Below are 14,036 nucleotides of genomic sequence, written 5' to 3'. Positions count from 1 at the left end.
GACAAAAAAATACCGGCCTATTCAGCCGGTTTGTGAAGGCAACACGCGTCTAGCCAACCTTCTTGGCATGTGCCTTCATGGTCGTGAGGCAATACGCAGCCCCACGTTGGTATATCCTGGTGTTCACACCAGCCACGATCTTTTATATTATGGGAACAAGTTTCACAAGTTTTTGCCGACACTTATAAATCCCTCCCTGCGACATCAATTATAATAAGTGCAGCCGCGAAGGTTATGCCCAGCAGTTTCCGCAACATTGCGGATGTTTGCCGTCATGCCACCCTACCTGACCGTCACAGGCGGCGGCAAAATCGCCTTTGACTGAGCGTTCGTTGCATTCGACAGCGGGGTGGATTTCACAGGACAATGTAGCGGTTTCCTTTTTTGTACAATCCATGCACATACTAACATCTCCTTTTGTTTTTTTTAGTTCTCCATAGTGCCCACCTGTAAAACTACAGATGGGCACTAGCAAAACTAAAGACTAAAAAGGATATGCAAGGCCACGACACCCGCGGAAAGTTTGCCCGTCATCCGTCATGACGGGATCTGCCACGAGTCTCATAGACTCAGGTACAGTACCGTGTTTGGCCCTGTACGCAGACGCATACAAAGCCGAGACAATGACAATGTCGTACCCTTGGGGATACTCGTCGCACCCCAAAATTCTTTTTTGAAACGTAGGGATTCCGCTTTCGTCGAGAACCTCTACGGTTTCGATCTGGGCGTTGAGTACGCCCATTCGGGGGATAGTTTGTATAACCTCACCACCCACGAATTTTCTTATGTCGGGGCTAAAGGTAGCACCTTGAATAATGTTGATCGGATGTGGAGTACCGTTGTATATTTTTACCATGCTCATTCGCTCCTTTCATTTTCGCGGGGGTTGTGACCGCAGCCTTTCGGCTCCCGCATTACCCAGAGGGGGGACAAGCCCCTACTGGTCACTCTGCGTTCTGCCACCCTGGGTAGTAGCGATCGCACCATGCTTCCCAGGATTCGACAGAGTTAACTTTATTATACTCTGCCCAGTCTTTCCACAACCGGGCTAAGGTTTCTTCATCCGTGATTTCGATGTATTCATCACGGACGAAGTTTCTTGGTCTCCAGTCGTCTCCGTACTCACGTACGTACTCGAACGGGGTCTTTATTTTAACGGTTAGGCCATCGGGGTTTACCACCCAGCGGCCAACTTTTTCGGTGCCCAGGAAAACTGGGCCGGAGCAGCCAACAATCTGGCCGAGAACCAGATTTTCCAACCGAATATCTTTTGCTGACATCGTTACCCCTCCTTTATAATCCTTATAACAGTTCTTTGTTATAACTCCTGTATTGACGGAGTATAAACCATGACAGACTTATATAATCCTTGAGCGCCGCGCCCTTTCGGGCGGCCCCGGCTTTCACGGGGCTGGGCCTAGCGGCCGGCAAGAAGTGCTACCTACCGTCCCCTCCATGGCTCAACAACGTAGCCATGGGGGTTTTTGTAATCCAGAGGCCATTTGTATCTGACCTCTGTAACATAATACGCCTTGCCGCTTTCGGTAGCGACGGCGTATATATCATTTCGGTATCCCGTCCCGCGCATACGGGAAACCGATTTTAGGTATTGAATGGCTACTAACTTCTCAGATGAGCCCGTTTGGTATTTAATCTCCTCCTCGATTTTTTTTACTAATTTTTCATTAATGTTCATATTACTCCTCCTCTTTTTCGCCCGTCCGGTGGGCTAACCTTTATCTTGATTTAATTATAAACGATACAGTTTAAAACGTCAAGAGTTTTTTTAATAAAATTATTTAAAATGTTGTAAAAAAGTTTAAAATACGTTATTATATTATTGAGGTGATTTACATGCTAAATATACGTGCCAAAATAATGGAACAAAATAAAACAATGACCGAAGTCGCCGAATTGCTAAGCAAAAAATATGGTAAACCGGTATCAGTACAAAACCTAAGCCAAAAGATCCGGCGCGGATCAATTCGGTTTTCTGAGGTTGAAGATATTGCCGAAGTTCTCGGTTGTGAATTAGTCTGGAAAAGGAAAGAACCCCAGCAGTAGCCGGGGCCTGCCGCATCCTCCGGGGTGCGGTTTTATTTTTTATACAACAAAACCGCCAAACGGCGGTTATTTTTCTTCCCAAATTATTTTCTTTCCTATAATATCGGCAATCATTTCAGCTTCACTATACCTCAGTGTGCCATTGCTAAGTTTCTGGCTAAAATTCGATGGCGTACCTCTCCAGCCGCGTTTGTTCATTTCTGCAACAACATCGCGGATTTTCCACCCTGATTCGATTATCTTAGCTTTAACAAATGCTGACATATGACACACTCCTTTATGGCGTAATTATAGCAAAATAATATTGTAAGGTAAATTAATTTAGATTATACTAAATTTATTAATATATATCTAAATTAAGTGGAGATAATCTAATGAAGCCTATATCCGATGAGCAAAAAACAAAAATTATTGAGCTCTATAATTCTGGACTAAATGGATATCAAGTCGCTAAAATTGTTGGATTATCTAAGTCGGTTGTTTATAAATATTTAAAAGCCCGAAATCATTATGTTAAATGGTCAGAAAAACTAAATCAATTGCTTTGCGATGGACGTGCCGAAGGAAAAACGTATAAGCAAATTGCAGCAGAAATAGGTTGCACTGCAATTGCAGCTAGAATTGCCATGCACCGACATCGTGTAAAAATAAGAGCCGATCCGTCAAAAAAACTAGTAGCCTCTGTACTGTTAAGAGCCATGAAAACGGGCGCGACAGCAACAGAGGCATTAAGGCAAGCAAAAAAAGCGGACATTTTAAGGGCAGTGAGGCAGTAATGTTTAAGCAACCTTTTTATGTACCACCACACGCCATACAGCGTTTTCGTGAGCGGGTAGCCGACTTACCAACACTGACCATTCGGACGCTGATCCAGGCGGCATTGCAGGACAATAAGCAGATCGTCGGTGTACAGACATGGGACAAGCATCCGTGTGTTGTCTATCGCGCTCAGTATCGAGATGTTAAATATTTGATTGTGGTAATGCAGGATTTACGTAAACACGATAACGCATGGCCAATTGTTCGGACGATTTTGTCCGAAGGAATGGAAACAAAAATACGTTATGAAAGGAGGGGATGGAATTGGTCACACCAACACAATTTATCAGGACAGCAGCGTTAGCCAGCGGTGTAATACCGTTAGCTATGGGTAAATCAGTGGAATATACGGATGTTGAGTTAGTGCCGGTAAAAGATGCAAAATGTTATCTTTGCGGCGGCAACACTGACGGAATGGGCAAACCTGTTGCTAAGGCAATACTGCCGACATTCACAGACCGCGATAAAGCCCGGTATCCTCAGTCGGAATCTATCTGTCCAGGGTGTGCATGGTGCTTATCATTTCGTGAGTTGCGCAACTATTCCATTGTCGCAACGGCGGACAAACTGCAACATCCTGACCGTATTACCTTGCGCCAATTATTACTAGAGCCGCCGCAGCCACCATTTGTTTTCTGTATTGCCGTATCCGGTCAAAAGTGGGTGCATTTTAAGTCGATAGTTAATTATGACCGTGATAATTACGCCGTACAGATGGAGGATACCCGCGTACCAGTTGACCGCAACTTTTTACCCGAGATGCTTGGTTGGATTGAGAGCTTGTACGCTGTATTTACAAAAGAAGAAATTACTACAGGCCGATACAACCAAAATCGCATAAAACAGTTTGGTATATCCAAATTTCAGGAGCTAGAAAAACGGGTGGCAATATATCGGGGACAACGCATGTTTGACTTGGCAGTATTTATTGCTCAAAAACCGCCTGAGCAACCCGAAAAAATAGAGGAGGAAAAGCCAGTATGTATTACAACTTCGACACCGACGACCACGGAAGTGCAGTTGCAGCTCTTTTAGTTTACGCTGTTTACCGGAGCCGAGACAGTAAACGGTTTAAAGTTAGTATGGATATGTGGGGAATTATTGAACGCGCCGTCAAGTCCGTAGCCAAACGGGCTGCCGACTTAGGCGAATTTATTGAAAAACTGAAACCAAAGCTGATGTGCAGTACAATTCAACCCCGCTGGGCCAAAACGATACCAGACGGTTTAGTCAGCATGAAGTTATTACCGGACGGCTGTATTGTGGAGGTAGCTGACAAAGGCAAGCGGCAGTTTTTAACTGATGTTTTGCAAGAGGTTGACCACCGAGAAGTGCTGGACATTTTATACAAAAAAACGGCATTGGTTATCTTGCTGGTTCGCGACCGGCTAGAACGCGAAAAGCCGATTGAAGCCAAATTTGAAACTATGGAGGTAATTGACCATGATGCATAACATACGACTGGACGGTACCATTACGTTATTATCCCCGCTATCCCATATAGGCGAGTCCATAGGCCCGGACAGTTATCTAAGCCAAGATATTATTATTGGCCCCGACGGCAGGCCGGTAGAGGTATTTGTTTATTCCGGCAACGCGTTTCGCGGCATTTTGCGGGATTTGGCCGCTATTTATATGACCGAAAAGCTCGGTAATATCAAATACAATCCAGCAGTATTTTATTTGCTGTTCAGTGGTGGCAGCCTGGGCGGCGATCAGTCAGTAGATATCGACCAGGCACGTATGTACCGGCGTAATATACCTATGCTGAGTGTATTCGGTGGCGGCGTGGGTAATCAGATTCTGACCGGCAAAGTAAAAATCGGCAGTATGTATCCATGCGTCCGGGAGTGTCAGCGTGTTCTGCCGGCCCATCTACGCCAGGATGATGCACCGTCATGGCGGCAATGGACGTTCGATAAATCATTTACCCGGATGGATGATGCCAAGAACGAAAACCGGCGCACATATCTGCTAGAAAATAGCCAAGACACATTGTTGCTGGATGGTAAAAAAGAAAAGAAAAAAGACGAAACTCCCCAGCAAATGCGGTATACCATTGAGATGCTTGCAGCCGGTGCTGTTATGTACCAGCGTATTGATTTGTGTGACATGACGGATTTGGAGCTTGGCGCCTTTGTTTCCGCACTGGTTGAGTTTTCAAAAGCCAGTTACATAGGTGGCAAGTCCGGCACAGGACATGGCCTGGTAGAAATTGAATACACCTGGCGCAAAGCCGGTGATCAGGAAAGCCAGGGCAAGTTTTTATCTGTAGGTAATGACTGTTTATGGCTGTCCAAACCGGCTGAAGATGCTAAAAATCAATATGACCGGTTTTTGGTTGATATGTATGATAAATATCTGAAAGAGAACGCAGAGGAACTAACACTATTGCTGGCAGCCGGTGGTGGCAAGAGATGAAACCACTGAAAATAACGGCTGTTATGCAGGACGGAAGAATAGCGGGAACTGATCCTTGGTTCCCGCTTGATAGTATCCTGGCGGCTGAATGGATGCGACGAAACCACCCGGAGGCGTTTTATAACGCCAGTAGTCATATGCTGAAAAATGATATAATAGTTGCCGAATTGCCATTTGAGCGGCGCGGACAGGGAGACGACTGGTATTGGGCCTGCTCATTTAACACTGCGCCCTCCTTGGGAGAGCATACAATATTTTGGCATAAACGGTTTGATGATGCGCTGGAAAAATACATTGATTTTGGCAAGCGGCGTGGCAAAATCAATGTAAAATCTGCCGAGTATAAAGCATATCGGATGCCATTGGTTATACAGTTATTTGACCGCATGGAATGGTATGCCGTTGGCAATTTGGACGCGGTGCAGGATTTATGCCGGACCGTAACTCATATCGGAAAAAAGAGTAGCCAGGGCTTAGGCGCCGTTGATTATTGGATTGTTGAGCCGTGGCCGGAGGATTTGAGCGGTAAGCGGGCAATACCGTATGACGGGACACAGCAGGGCAGACTAATGCAGTATGGTATTAGGCCGCCATATTGGCATAGTGACCATCAGAGGTTGTGTGTGATGCCGGAGGTGTACCGTGGATAATTGGAGGCGCGAACAATATAGATTGCATGCAAAATTGCCAGTATACAAACGGCATGTTACCAAAGCCATAGAAATAGTCAGAGAGGCAATTAAAATACAAGGTGTATGGAACCTATCGTGTAGCGGCGGCAAAGACAGCGTTGCAATGTTAGACTTATGCTGTGTGGCCGGTTGGCGCGGCCCAGTGTTGCATTTTTACTATCCAGAAATGCCTGGGGAAAACACCAAATTAGTTAAACAATTGACTGCAGATCGTTGTCTTGACCTGCACCTACTTCCGGTTGTTGGCGAATGGGATGTTTATGATAGTGTTGGTTTTTTTATCCATCCAGAGACACCAGAACAAATCAAGGCAGCGAACGCTATGGCGCGCGAATACAAAAAGCAAGTGGCTGAATATGTTGAGCAGCAGGGGTGGATTGGGCAATTTATCGGTCTAACACGCCACGAGAGCCGAGGTCGTAATTTAATGCTAAGCAAAAAAGGATACATTTATAAGACCGAGAACCGCAAAACATGGACAGCCTGTCCATTACGAGATTGGACAGGTGCGGATGTATGGGCTTATATATTTGAGCGCAATCTACCATACTTGTCTTGTTATGATAAAGCTGACGATCCCGAACGAGAGCGATCAGAAATCACTTGGTTTATTGCTGAATCGGCATGGCGGCATGGTATGATATCACACCTAAAAAGAACAAATCCATGCAAGTTTAACGAACTGGCTTTGCGCTGGCCGGAAATACGCAGATATGTTTAGACCCGGTTTATGCCGGGTTTTATTTTTTTGAAATTTTGAAAAAAATATTTAAAGAGTGTGTAGTTTAGGTATTGCATTTTGTGTGTAGTTATGCTATTATATAGTCAAGAGGTAGGGATACCTCAAATAAACTGAGACAGTCAGCATAGCGTGACTGCAAGGAGGAAGAATATGAAAAAGAAAGCTAATTACGTTATGAGACGGAAGAACAAGGTGACTGTTTACTACTCAAACGTTATCGGATGCCCACAACCTGCATGGTATGTGAAAGTATTTAATACAATTGAAGAGGCAAAAGAATTTAAAAAGCTGGTTCTCAAATCTGATGATTGTCTAGCTCTAGAATAAAGCAGAGTGACAGGGCGCACAGCCCTGGTAATGCGGCAGACAGGTCACAAGCCCCTTTGGAAAGCTAGAATTTCATGCCGACGGAACCACCGAATAGAGTGAATGGCAAAAAGGTAGCGGTTATATTTATACTGAACCGCTTGACAAATGGTACTAATAAAATTAAACTAGCCGGGCATCGTCCCGGCTTTAAAATTAAGGAGGAATAATATGAGTCGTAAACAGATATGGATGAATCCACCTTTAGAAAAACTGGCTGACCAATTTAAAGACAAAACCCGCAATGGCACATTCTCGCGCCGCCTAGGTGACATCGTTGAACGGTACGAAGCCATCATGGCGAATACCACCGTCCCTGCAATGACCGACGAAGAAAAAATGGTCTTGGGTGCAGCTGTGTGTGGTTCTATGCTTACTCCTGTTGCCATCCGGTATCTCCACGAGAGTATTGCCGACCTGGGTATTGCCGGCGCTAAAGAGCTTGCAGAGCGGGTCCAACAATGGACGGCTGCTGAACGAATTGCGGCTATTGAGTCTTTAGGTATATGACTGGCGTCGGCACAATATCCGAATGCATTGCTGGGAAAGAGGTTAATTTGTTTCGGGATGATTTAGATGGGAAATGGTTTTTGGAGCATTAAAAAGCCCCTGGCGTGTGCCGGGGGCAATTTTTATGTTGCAGGAATTATTTTACAAACATAGAATATCCTATCAATATATTATTGATGGGATGGTTTTATGCTTAGAAATAAACTCAAGAGTTGGCGGCATAAAATGGAGATGAATCAGACGGAGTTTGCTGAATTCTTAAATGTTGATAGTAAACTATATAACAGATGGGAAAAACAGAAAGTGCAACCATCGCTACTAACAGCACTAAAACTAAGCATTAAATTAAAATGCACTGTGAATGACCTATTTGAAATAATCGAATAGGTCATATTTTTTTGAGATTTTTTCGTAAGGACATGCAATATTTTCGTGTCACGTTCATATATTTAACCATCAAACGAATATACGGAGGTGATTCGGTGAATATTTTTCAGGAGATCAAAAACGATATCCGGTCAATTATACTTCCGATGTTCGGCCAAGAAATCCCGCTCGCTGTCATTGAAACATTGGAAGCCCTTTGGCCGGACACGCGCAGACCGCAGATCCACGCGAAACAAAAAACAGCGGCTGGCTACACATTCACAATTGCGCTGCCAGCCGGTATATCATTTAAGGATTTTTACTCAAAACTGGATTACTTTAGGGATGCGGCTGGTGGTGATAAAGTCAATGTTGAAATCCGACAATCGGGTAAAATGGCTATTTTAAAAATCAGCAACAATTTATTGAGTAATTACTTTGATTATCCAGCAGACTATCCGCGAACAGGTATACTGCCAGTGCCGATAGGTTACAGTACAGCAGGTCTACAAGTGGTTGACTTGGCGAAACTACCTCACATGCTTATAGGAGGCGCTACAGGCGCGGGAAAATCCAATGCGGTACATGTCATAGTTAACTCGTTATTATCGCTCAGAGAGCCGCCAATCATCGTCATAATCGACCTTAAAATGTCAGAGTACAACTACTTGGAGAATCGGGTACTGCTAGTTACTGAGCAAGAAACAGCTTGCCAGGCATTAAATCGGTTAGTCCAAGAAATGCGCCGGCGCCAACTACTGCTGAAGCAATCGCGATTTGTTAACGTGCAGAAATACAACGCTAAGACAAAAGCAAAAATCCCATACATAGTCCTGATAATTGACGAATTGGCCGAACTCAAAGACAAGGATGCGCAAGAGGATTTAGAAACGCTGCTCAGACTGTGTCGTGCTGCTGGTATATGCATAGTAGCTGCCACTCAGCGACCGTCGGCAAAGATATTTACCAGCAAATCTTTCGGTGATGCCAAGGCCAATTTCACAGGCAGGCTGTGCTTCCAGACCATCAGCGGTATAGATAGTCGAATTATACTAGACTCATCTGAGGGTGCAGACTTACCGGCAATACCAGGCCGTGCATACTGGAGACATGGCCGGGAACTTACAGAAATACAAATGCCTTATTTTGATCCGGAGGAGGTTGTTTGTGTTGAGCAATTATCGTCGACAATGTTACCAGAGGGATTCGCGCTTAAAGGAGATTTTGACAGAATGGGGCGTACTGGACACGGAGCAGCTGACGATATTATTATTTCCATCGGCAAGGGTAGCGCAGCGCAGATTAAGAGCACTAGCAAAGCAAGGCGTAATAAAACGTAGCACACTGACGGCACCGTATTTTTATTATCTGGGAGAGTGCCGGGAGCCTTTACAGAGGATTGCTATTAACTGGTGCCGGTTGTGGCTTGACCATAGGCGGAAATCATGGGAACGTACATCAATGGATTATGCGACAGGGACGTATACGGTAGTCAATACTGTTACTGGCACAAGTAAGGACTATCGTATTACTGACCGCGTGTTTAAATTACCAGGCGACAACGTGATTACCATTACCGATGACCTGATAAATAAAATTAGGGAGGAATTAAGATGTGTAAAATAGTATTTCTAGCGTTATTATTGGCTCCCCGGGCATGTTCGGCTGCTGGACTTAAAGACTTAATAGTTAATGCCAGTCCGGATGCTCAAATATATCTATATGGCGTAGTAGCTATATTTGCTGTCGGAGTAGTTGGTATGGCTGGCAGCATGATACTTAGTGCGTTTGGCAATGGTCGCATTGCTCGGTTGGTAACGAATGGAAGCTATTTGGCGGCGGTGGGGATATTTATTTCGCTAGCACTGATGTTATTTAAGCAATTTTGCGCAATGATAGCTGGCTAACGCGTGCGCGTAATATAACGCCGTAGCCCTGTTTTTAGAAATTTGGACAGTATAATTACTGATTTTTAGGCTTGTCTTTGTACGTGGTAGCGGATAGTGGGCGTATAAGTAGACGAATAGGTAGCGGATATAACAAACCCCGGCCTTAACCGGGGTTTTATGTGCGTTTGATATGATGACTTTGAAGTATCACCAGAATCGTGAAAAGGGATTGCTGCGCCATGCTATGGAAGGAATTTTGCCTGAGGATGTGTTATGGCGAAAAAAGAGTCCCTATCCTAAAACGCATAACCCGGCTTATACCAGGCTTGTTGTTGATGAGGCGCTTAGGATTTTGGATGACTCGACATCCCCGTTACAGCAAATTCTCAATATAGAGAAACTTAAAGAAATTGCGCAAACTGACTTGGCGGCTTCAAACATTCCCTGGTTTGGGCAATTGATGAGCGGGCCGCAGCTATTTGCCTATCTTATCCAGGCAGATCATTGGCTGCGCGAATATAAGGTACAGATAGTGTGAAGAGAAAATTGTTATAGCTTGTTTTCCTTGCGAACTACTGTGTGTCAGGATGGAGACATACAGTAGTATTTTTTATTTGGAAAGAAACATTAATTGCCGTTTATCTGGACGAAATAATTTTGGAGGCCGGAGCGTTGCATTCGCAGGCAAATGGTACGTCTTAATGAATTTAAGTTGAAAGCAGGTTTTAAGGAGTTCTGCGATTTGTGCTTATATGGCCGAGGATGATCCTGGCAATATGACTTAATTTTCTCAGCAAGTTGTCGATATAATAAATAACAAGAAGTACAGATGGAGTGGGAAGTATGGCTATCGATCAAGCCGGTTTAAATCGTTTGTTGGCTGCTTTTAGGCCGAAAGATACCTTGTCGGCTTTACGGGAGCGGCGTGCAAATCTTCTGCAGAAACTGCAGAGCAATATTGGCAATCACAACAATGATCGACAGCAGACGGGAGAGATCAAACAACAGCTTCGAGAATTAGCTGCCGTTGAACAGCAGATTGGCCAAAAAATGTATGATGAAATATCAAAAAAACTGGAGGAAAAAAGACTGGCAAGAGAGGCTGCTATTGCCAAAAAAGAACGGGACAGGGAACGCGCGCTGGCTAAACATGAGCGCTTATTGGAAAATAGAAGCATGAGTAAACTCTTGTCTGCTGCCGGAAAGGCCAGGTATCCGGGACAATCGAGTATTGGATATTTTAGTGGCGGTAACCACGAGGACAAAACTTATACATCTGAGGTTGACCTTGACCTGCAGGAATCAGTAAAGTATGGGATTGCTGCGGCGGAAGTGGCTGTGCGTCGGAAAAACGCGGAAGTTAAGGCACAAATCGAGGAAAACGCAAAAAACAAACAGGCAGTTCACAAGAAAAAAAGTAAACATGTTAGTATCCTGGTTTGAGAAATCCAATGCTTCTCTTGATTTTTGACAAACAAGACAAGTCTTTTTAGGTCAAGTTTCCTCATTGATCGGACAAATAAAGGGAAAATGACCTTTTTAATGAATATAGTATTAGTGCTAGTTAAATTTACCTATGGAGTGTTATTGGATTATGTGGGCAAACATCACAGCTAAGATAACAACATTCATCGAACAACTGAAAATGATAAAGCCACCGAAAATTGCAACACCTGATATCCCCAGAGCTTATGCAAGCGCTAAGACCATAGTGGATGGGACAATTAAGCGAATGGAGCCTAAGCATTTTGTATATATTGCTTTGATCGTGTTACCTGTTATTGTCGGGCTTGGAGCATACTATGGAATTGTAGATAGTAAAGCCACTCTGGAAGCCGCCAATTTACCGGAAAACCGTCTTGCTCGTATGAGTATAAGTTTTACGGCTGAGAATTTTGTTAAATATGCCGGAAGAGGCGATAAGGAGATTACGGCTTTGTTTATCGAAGCTGGTATGTCACCTGACGTTTACCGGAAAAACGACGGTTTTACCCCTTTGCACGCAGCGGCTGCTTATGGTCGAACTGCTGTGGTTCGGCAATTGCTGGATAAAGGTGCAGATATAAATGTCCGGGATAAAGATGGTCAAACTCCGCTGATGAAAGCCGTCTGGAATAGCCATGCCAAAGTGGTAGCTATGCTGCTACAACACGGCGCTAACGTCACTGTCAATGATAGTAACGGTAATCATGTTATCAATATGGCGAAAACCAAGAATGATCGCCAAGTACTTGCCGCGCTTGTAGCTGCTGGTTATACCGAACTGAAAGATGTGTTAGAAAAAGTGGAATCGGCTCCTAAAATAACCGGAAAAACGTCGGGCGGCGATGAACCCAAGCAGCAGATTGCCACAACCATGACGAAAAATACTCAAATTATTTATAACAGGCCGTACACCACTACCAGTCAACCGGCAGATAAATTCACCTTAGTCGATGGTTATGCTGGAGCTATTGGTGTAGGCAAATCTGTTGATACCCTCTATCAGCAATTTGCCAAACAAGCTGTCAGCCCGGGAGAAGAGTTTTTTGCCGGTCGGACCTATCCGGTATTAAGAGCTTATGGTGAACAGGGAGAATCACCGGTATTAACCGTGTACTTTGCTCGTAACAAAAAAACTGAGGATAACATTATTACAGCTATTCGCGTTTATGATGCTCGTTACAAGACCGCTCATGGTATTGGGGTGGGTGCCACTTTGGGAGAATTGCGGCAAACAGGCACTATAAGCTCCATCCAATATACTGACAGCTTGTACGCCATAGCACGGGACAGCAAGATTCGCTATGAAATTGACTTAAGTACTGACAATCTGCCAATTGCCTGGCTTAATGGCGGTGACACCAATACCCTGCCTGATGATATGAAAATCAAGAGCATTTTTATATTCTAACGGCAATTGCTTGTTGACAATAGACGAGCTGCTGTGATATTTTCATTCTATAATATACTAACTATATCCCTTAGCTGATTAGATGGACTAAAGGCTTAGGAATTGCCCTGATATGGACGATTTCTTGGCCTTTATTTTTTATTTAAATGCCTTGCACAGCTTAATTATCCATTGTAGGAGGCAGCCATGAATGGTAAAGCCAATAATGAACGCCGAAATACATTTCCCTCTAAAGTCCAAGGTATTGAACTAACGCCCGATTCTGGTGTCAGGCAGATGCTTACCCATCTGGATAAAGCCGGGATCAATACTCAACGATAACTTGGAATTTGGCGGGGGTTAGGAAAACAATTGGTTTATGCTATTTACAGCTAATATGCAGGAGGGATTAGCATGCAGATGACTGAAAAATTAGAAAAACTGAGACAGTTGTTAAAAGAAATGGGAACAGTGGCAGTAGCTTTTTCCGGCGGGGTTGACAGCAGTTTTTTAGCAGCAGCTGCTCAGCGGGTATTAGGTGATAACGCTGTCGCTGTTACTGCGTATTCAGAAACATTGCCTGAGTCGGAACGGCAAGAGGCTATTGTTATTGCCCGAAAACTTGGCATTAGGCATGTATTCTTACACATTAGCGAACTGGCCAGCGAAGAATTTGTTGCTAATACGCCGGAGCGTTGTTATTTCTGTAAAAAAGAACGTTTTGGTGCCATAAGGAAATGGGCAGATGCTGAGAAGATAGCCTGGGTGTTGGACGGATCAAATGCTGACGATAAGTCAGATTATCGTCCAGGCATGCGCGCTATCGACGAGTTGCAGGGCGTACGTAGCCCTTTGCTGGAAGCTGGACTAACCAAGGACGAAATACGTGCGATATCTAAGGAGTGGGGCGTTCCTACTTGGAATAAACCCAGCGCAGCTTGTCTGTCTTCGCGGGTAGCTTACGGTTTGCCGGTTACAGCCGAGAGGCTGAAACAAATTGAGCTTGCTGAGGAATTTGTTAAACGATTTTGCCGGGGACAGATTAGGGTTAGGCACCACGATAATCTAGCCCGCATTGAAGTATCGCGGGAAGATATCCTGGTATTGGCCCAGCCTGCTACAGCTGACTTGATTACTAAGGAACTTAAAAAATTAGGATTTACTTATGTGACACTGGATTTGGCCGGATATCGTACCGGAAGTATGAATGCTGTCTTACAGTTGGATGGTAGTAAATAAGATAAGGGCGTGTCGCAAAACGTTTATGGAAAAAACGTCTTGTGACACGCCTCTTT

At 44.3% G+C, this 14,036-nt stretch carries 25 protein-coding genes; 20 read left to right on the top strand and 5 right to left on the bottom strand.

Annotation, left to right across the window (positions count from 1 at the left end):
- Positions 1 to 214, top strand: a 214-nt coding sequence (locus AC29Z1_RS04445) for a hypothetical protein (RefSeq protein ID WP_488270251.1), incomplete at its 5' end; no start/stop codon positions are given.
- Between the two features lie 18 nt (positions 215 to 232).
- On the opposite strand, the gene AC29Z1_RS04440 is transcribed toward AC29Z1_RS04445, so the two are convergent.
- The 4 genes from AC29Z1_RS04440 to AC29Z1_RS04425 all read right to left on the bottom strand — a co-directional run bounded on the left by AC29Z1_RS04440 (position 233) and on the right by AC29Z1_RS04425 (position 1,696).
- Positions 233 to 397, bottom strand: coding sequence for a hypothetical protein (locus tag AC29Z1_RS04440; protein ID WP_488270250.1), 165 nt, complete (start codon positions 395 to 397; stop codon positions 233 to 235).
- 87 nt (positions 398 to 484) lie between these two features.
- Positions 485 to 856 carry a hypothetical protein gene (locus AC29Z1_RS04435; protein WP_488270249.1) on the bottom strand — a complete coding sequence of 124 codons (372 nt, stop codon included), beginning with the start codon at positions 854 to 856 and terminating at the stop codon, positions 485 to 487.
- Between the two features lie 88 nt (positions 857 to 944).
- Positions 945 to 1,280: a hypothetical protein gene (locus AC29Z1_RS04430; RefSeq protein ID WP_488270248.1), complete on the bottom strand. Its 336-nt coding sequence runs from the start codon at positions 1,278 to 1,280 to the stop codon at positions 945 to 947.
- A 161-nt stretch (positions 1,281 to 1,441) separates the two neighbouring features.
- Positions 1,442 to 1,696 (bottom strand): hypothetical protein, encoded by a 255-nt coding sequence (locus tag AC29Z1_RS04425; RefSeq protein ID WP_488270247.1) that lies wholly within the window; start codon positions 1,694 to 1,696, stop codon positions 1,442 to 1,444.
- Positions 1,697 to 1,854: 158 nt separating this feature from the next.
- Here AC29Z1_RS04425 and AC29Z1_RS04420 point away from each other — a divergent pair, with 158 nt between their 5' ends.
- Positions 1,855 to 2,064 carry an LLM class flavin-dependent oxidoreductase gene (locus tag AC29Z1_RS04420; protein WP_488270246.1) on the top strand — a complete coding sequence of 70 codons (210 nt, stop codon included), beginning with the start codon at positions 1,855 to 1,857 and terminating at the stop codon, positions 2,062 to 2,064.
- Between the two features lie 66 nt (positions 2,065 to 2,130).
- Here the strand turns inward: AC29Z1_RS04420 and AC29Z1_RS04415 are convergent, their stop codons facing one another.
- Positions 2,131 to 2,328 (bottom strand): hypothetical protein, encoded by a 198-nt coding sequence (locus tag AC29Z1_RS04415; RefSeq protein ID WP_488270245.1) that lies wholly within the window; start codon positions 2,326 to 2,328, stop codon positions 2,131 to 2,133.
- A gap of 110 nt (positions 2,329 to 2,438) precedes the next feature.
- On the opposite strand from AC29Z1_RS04415, the gene AC29Z1_RS04410 reads away from it, so the two are divergent.
- From AC29Z1_RS04410 to larE, 18 genes are all read left to right on the top strand, one after another.
- The gene (locus AC29Z1_RS04410) at positions 2,439 to 2,840 is read left to right on the top strand and encodes a helix-turn-helix domain-containing protein (RefSeq protein WP_488270244.1); all 402 of its coding nucleotides are present in this window, start codon (positions 2,439 to 2,441) and stop codon (positions 2,838 to 2,840) included.
- A complete protein-coding gene (locus tag AC29Z1_RS04405) occupies positions 2,840 to 3,187 on the top strand; it encodes a hypothetical protein (protein WP_488270243.1) in 348 nt (115 codons plus the stop codon). Before AC29Z1_RS04410 ends, AC29Z1_RS04405 begins: the two co-directional genes overlap by 1 nt.
- Positions 3,148 to 3,918, top strand: a complete 771-nt coding sequence (locus AC29Z1_RS04400; RefSeq protein ID WP_488270242.1) for a hypothetical protein — start codon at positions 3,148 to 3,150, stop codon at positions 3,916 to 3,918. Before AC29Z1_RS04405 ends, AC29Z1_RS04400 begins: the two co-directional genes overlap by 40 nt.
- On the top strand, positions 3,864 to 4,337 hold the full coding sequence (locus AC29Z1_RS04395) for a hypothetical protein (RefSeq protein WP_488270241.1): 474 nt from the start codon (positions 3,864 to 3,866) through the stop codon (positions 4,335 to 4,337). The genes AC29Z1_RS04400 and AC29Z1_RS04395 overlap by 55 nt, the downstream gene beginning before the upstream one ends.
- Positions 4,327 to 5,304: a hypothetical protein gene (locus AC29Z1_RS04390; RefSeq protein WP_488270240.1), complete on the top strand. Its 978-nt coding sequence runs from the start codon at positions 4,327 to 4,329 to the stop codon at positions 5,302 to 5,304. Before AC29Z1_RS04395 ends, AC29Z1_RS04390 begins: the two co-directional genes overlap by 11 nt.
- A complete protein-coding gene (locus AC29Z1_RS04385) occupies positions 5,301 to 5,954 on the top strand; it encodes a hypothetical protein (protein ID WP_488270239.1) in 654 nt (217 codons plus the stop codon). The genes AC29Z1_RS04390 and AC29Z1_RS04385 overlap by 4 nt, the downstream gene beginning before the upstream one ends.
- Positions 5,947 to 6,717: a phosphoadenosine phosphosulfate reductase domain-containing protein gene (locus AC29Z1_RS04380; protein ID WP_488270238.1), complete on the top strand. Its 771-nt coding sequence runs from the start codon at positions 5,947 to 5,949 to the stop codon at positions 6,715 to 6,717. The genes AC29Z1_RS04385 and AC29Z1_RS04380 overlap by 8 nt, the downstream gene beginning before the upstream one ends.
- Positions 6,718 to 6,888: 171 nt before the next feature.
- Positions 6,889 to 7,065, top strand: a complete 177-nt coding sequence (locus AC29Z1_RS04375) for a hypothetical protein (protein WP_488270237.1) — start codon at positions 6,889 to 6,891, stop codon at positions 7,063 to 7,065.
- Positions 7,066 to 7,275: 210 nt separating this feature from the next.
- On the top strand, positions 7,276 to 7,614 hold the full coding sequence (locus AC29Z1_RS04370) for a hypothetical protein (RefSeq protein ID WP_488270236.1): 339 nt from the start codon (positions 7,276 to 7,278) through the stop codon (positions 7,612 to 7,614).
- Between the two features lie 189 nt (positions 7,615 to 7,803).
- Entirely contained in the window at positions 7,804 to 8,001 is a 198-nt protein-coding gene (locus AC29Z1_RS04365; protein WP_488270235.1) for a helix-turn-helix transcriptional regulator, read from the top strand.
- Positions 8,002 to 8,096: 95 nt separating this feature from the next.
- Positions 8,097 to 9,320, top strand: coding sequence for an FtsK/SpoIIIE domain-containing protein (locus AC29Z1_RS04360; protein ID WP_488270234.1), 1,224 nt, complete (start codon positions 8,097 to 8,099; stop codon positions 9,318 to 9,320).
- A gap of 121 nt (positions 9,321 to 9,441) precedes the next feature.
- Complete coding sequence (locus AC29Z1_RS04355; RefSeq protein ID WP_488270233.1) at positions 9,442 to 9,606, top strand: hypothetical protein; 165 nt, start codon at positions 9,442 to 9,444, stop codon at positions 9,604 to 9,606.
- Positions 9,594 to 9,887 carry a hypothetical protein gene (locus AC29Z1_RS04350; RefSeq protein ID WP_488270232.1) on the top strand — a complete coding sequence of 98 codons (294 nt, stop codon included), beginning with the start codon at positions 9,594 to 9,596 and terminating at the stop codon, positions 9,885 to 9,887. Before AC29Z1_RS04355 ends, AC29Z1_RS04350 begins: the two co-directional genes overlap by 13 nt.
- Positions 9,888 to 10,059: 172 nt before the next feature.
- Positions 10,060 to 10,407, top strand: coding sequence for an asparagine synthase-related protein (locus AC29Z1_RS04345; RefSeq protein WP_488270231.1), 348 nt, complete (start codon positions 10,060 to 10,062; stop codon positions 10,405 to 10,407).
- 305 nt (positions 10,408 to 10,712) lie between these two features.
- Entirely contained in the window at positions 10,713 to 11,312 is a 600-nt protein-coding gene (locus AC29Z1_RS04340; protein WP_488270230.1) for a hypothetical protein, read from the top strand.
- Positions 11,313 to 11,463: 151 nt separating this feature from the next.
- A complete protein-coding gene (locus tag AC29Z1_RS04335) occupies positions 11,464 to 12,762 on the top strand; it encodes an ankyrin repeat domain-containing protein (RefSeq protein WP_488270229.1) in 1,299 nt (432 codons plus the stop codon).
- A 186-nt stretch (positions 12,763 to 12,948) separates the two neighbouring features.
- Positions 12,949 to 13,083: a hypothetical protein gene (locus AC29Z1_RS04330; RefSeq protein WP_488270228.1), complete on the top strand. Its 135-nt coding sequence runs from the start codon at positions 12,949 to 12,951 to the stop codon at positions 13,081 to 13,083.
- Between the two features lie 72 nt (positions 13,084 to 13,155).
- Positions 13,156 to 13,980 carry an ATP-dependent sacrificial sulfur transferase LarE gene (gene larE, locus AC29Z1_RS04325; RefSeq protein ID WP_488270227.1) on the top strand — a complete coding sequence of 275 codons (825 nt, stop codon included), beginning with the start codon at positions 13,156 to 13,158 and terminating at the stop codon, positions 13,978 to 13,980.
- The last annotated feature ends 56 nt before the right edge of the window (positions 13,981 to 14,036 follow it).

It is taken from the genome of Sporomusa sp. (assembly GCF_057736855.1).
This window is presented reverse-complemented; position numbering and strand designations above follow the sequence as displayed.